The following is a 1,988-nucleotide window of genomic DNA, read 5'->3' on the forward strand; positions in this document are numbered from 1 at the left end:
CACCATTCGGTGTCACAGTCACTTCAACTTGTGGACGGTCAGTATCAACTGTACCTGTACCCGTACCCGGTTGACCTGGGTTACCCGTTGTATCTTCATACGAACCTTCCGGCACAGTGACAGTAATCGTGCTGTCCGTACCTTCTGGAACTTTACCCGTTACAGTGATTGAACCATCTGGTTCAGTCACAGGTGTACCAAACTCAACCACGATATCTTTGCCATTTGGATCTTTGACGATGATTTTATCTGTGGTGATTGAAGATGGATCGGTGTCATCAGGATAAGTCAGTACGATGTCACCATTTGGTGTCACAGTCACTTCAACTTGTGGACGGTCAGTATCGACTGTACCTGTTCCTGTACCTTGTTGACCTGGGTTACCTGATACATCTTCGTATGAACCTTCTGGTACAGTCACGGTTACTGTGCTGTCAAAGCCATCTGGAAGTTGAGCTGTATACGTCAAGCCATCTGCTGATGGTGTGAAGCTGATGGTGTGAAGCTGATGGTGATGTCATCACCATTTCCATCTTTCACCACAAAGTCTTTTGGATCGATGCTCGCTACATTCACATCCGGTACAAATTGAACTGTAATTTTACCTTGTTCTGTAATTTGTACATCCACCGTCGGTGCTTCGTTGTCGAGTCCTGGATTACGGATCGCAGGTTCTGAAGTCACTGTTGGTGTTTTTGCAATTGCAGTGATGCTGTTGTCTGGACCGAGTTCAGTCGCTGGAACTTTTAGGCTCCATTGACCTTGTGGCGTAATATTCGCAGGCTCAACAGTGTACGGTTTACCATTTACAGTGACCGTAATTTCAGCATCTGGATTACTGATGGTACCAGTGATAAGGAATAGACCATCTGGATCAGTTAAGCCCGCCAATTCATCTTCGTTAATCACGTCATCGCCAGCGACCACATTGATGTAGATCAATGGCAAAGATACTTTATCTTGAATCGGTTGTTGGTCTTGGTCTGTCGTTGTTGCTGTAACAAAGTCACCATCTTGTAATGGTGTAGTCGTTGTAATCGTCCATGTTCCGTCAACACCCGCCTTTGTCGGTGGAAGTGTTGTGCCATCTAGAAGTTGTACAACAACGTCTTTACCAGGTTCAGTTTTACCTGTAATCACCGTAATGTGTGAACCGTTTTCGTCCACATCTGGAGTTACACTGGTAATTTTAACAGTAATGAGTTGGTCATCACCTGCTGTACCTGCGTTACCAATTAAATCAGTATAACTACCCGGTTTTACTTCAACCGATACGGTTTGACCTGGCTCTACTTTAAGTTCAACTGACCAGCTATCTGTTGCCTGATCATAAACAGGTTGACCAATTAACTTAGCACCAGTCACAACGAGATCAGTGGCATTAAAGCTGGTTGGATCAATGGCTTCAGAGAATTTAAAGACGGCTGTTGCTGTTGAACTGTTCGCTGCATTTGGAACGATATCAACAGTTACATCAGGGGCACGCGTATCTACTGGTGTACCTTCACCACCATTGGCTTGACCCGGTAAACCTGGATTACCCGTGGTATCTTCATATGAACCTTCAGGTACAGTCACAGTAATCGTGCCGTCTACACCTGCAGGTACTTTACCCGTTACAGTGATTGAACCATCTGGTTGTGTCACAGGTGTACCAAAGTCAACCACGATGTCATTGCCATTTGGATCTTTGACTGTGATTTTATCAGTCGTAATCGTTGATGGATCGGTGTCATCTGGGTAAGTCAGTACGATGTCACCATTTGGTGTCACAGTCACTTCAACTTGTGGACGGTCAGTATCGACTGGTGTACCTTCGCCACCATTGGCTTGACCCGGTAAACCTGGGTTACCCGCGGTATCTTCGTATGAACCTTCTGGTACAGTCACAGTAATTGAACCATCAACTCCTGCAGGAACTTTACCTGTTACAGTGATTGAACCATCTGGTTGTGTCACAGGTGTACCAAAGTCAACCACGATGTCTT

2 protein-coding genes are annotated in these 1,988 nt (G+C 45.4%); both read right to left on the reverse strand.

What is annotated here, in order from left to right; translation table 11 throughout:
• Positions 1-469 (reverse strand): hypothetical protein (locus FTU02_RS16215; RefSeq protein WP_180157982.1); only part of this gene is annotated, 469 nt, incomplete at its 3' end.
• The coding region (locus tag FTU02_RS16220; protein ID WP_180157984.1) for an Ig-like domain-containing protein at positions 466-1,988 on the reverse strand (1,523 nt) is incomplete at its 5' end. The genes FTU02_RS16215 and FTU02_RS16220, both read right to left, overlap by 4 nt.

Origin of the sequence: Acinetobacter sp. YH12045, assembly GCF_013419925.1 — a bacterium.
GTDB classification, from domain to species: domain Bacteria; phylum Pseudomonadota; class Gammaproteobacteria; order Pseudomonadales; family Moraxellaceae; genus Acinetobacter; species Acinetobacter amyesii.